The organism is Lysinibacillus sphaericus, assembly GCF_006864135.1.
Lineage (GTDB): Bacteria > Bacillota > Bacilli > Bacillales_A > Planococcaceae > Lysinibacillus.
Map to the genome: position 1 here is coordinate 1 of NZ_SADV01000056.1, position 1,228 is coordinate 1,228.

Genomic DNA, 1,228 nt, shown 5'->3' on the forward strand with positions numbered 1-1,228 from the left:
TTTTTTCTCATTATAAACAAAAGTACCCTATAGGATAGACTTTTTTCAAAGTGTCTATCTTATAGGGTACAGTTTAAATGTAGAGTTCGGCTTTTTTGTAACTTTATGAAAGGTTGTACTGCATACGCAACTCAATGATCTTCAAGTAAAGCACCCATTAGTTTAAGTGAAATTATTCACAAAGTTATTTTATTATTGAATAAATGCAAGTGTCTGTTAATCGACATCCATCTGCTGATAAATCCTCATTCCTTAGTGTTCCTTCTAACTTAAATCCGAGTTTTTCTGGGATGGAACGACTCTTATAATTTGTTGATTCACACCTAATTTCAATTCTTCTAAATAGGATTTGATTTAATCCGAAATTAATTAACTCTTTTATAGCTTCTGTCATATATCCATTGCCACTAAAAGTTGAATTAATCCAGTATCCAATTTCACATTTTGGAATATTCCAATCAATCCCTTGAAAGCTCGCTGCTCCAATAAATTCATCAGTATCTATATGAAAGATAAGAAAACGAAAGCTTTCTCTTTTTAAAAAGTTAATATGAGCATTTCTTAGATTAATCTCTGTTTCTTCAATACTAGGAATTTCTTGAGCAAAGGCCATCCACGCTTTTAATTCAGTAAAGGAATCTCTAATTGCTTGGTTAACAATATTTCCGTCTCCAGAATGATTTGGAGCGCGAAGAATTAATCTTTCTGTTGTTAATTGTGTTGGAATATCTAATAGTAAAGGATTATACATTTCATTTTCCCCCTTTAAATTTTTGAGTACGATGATTTGTCAAATTAAGTGCAACAGTTGCTCATCAAATGCCTCGTTTGCAGTTTTCCAACCAAGACATTTTCTTGGTCGGTTGTTGATATAGTTTAATGCTTCTGTTAGTTCTTTTGGTGATACTTCATCGAAATTTGTTTGCTTAGGGAAGAATTCGCGAAGTAATCCATTTCCATTTTCGTTACTTCCGCGTTGCCAAGAAGAATAGGCGTCCGCAAAATAAACATCAATTTTTAAGTCTTTTTCTAACACTTTATAGCAGCTAAATTCTTTACCTCTGTCTGTTGTGGCTGTTTTTATAGTGCCTTTTGGTAATTTAGTATGAAGAAGACGTACTGCTCTTTCCATTGATTGGGCTGAGCGATCTGGTATCAAAAAGCCAACATACCACCGTGTCATTCGCTCAATAAATGTTGCTACACAACCTTTTGCTTTCCCACGTCC

General features: G+C 33.6%; 2 protein-coding genes. Both read right to left on the reverse strand.

Annotation, left to right across the window (positions count from 1 at the left end; translation table 11 throughout):
• Positions 1-184: 184 nt before the first annotated feature.
• The gene (locus C7Y47_RS24540) at positions 185-751 is read right to left on the reverse strand and encodes a GNAT family N-acetyltransferase (protein WP_142511128.1); all 567 of its coding nucleotides are present in this window, start codon (positions 749-751) and stop codon (positions 185-187) included.
• 39 nt (positions 752-790) lie between these two features.
• Positions 791-1,228, reverse strand: a 438-nt coding sequence (locus tag C7Y47_RS24545; RefSeq protein WP_142510567.1) for an IS30 family transposase, incomplete at its 5' end; no start/stop codon positions are given.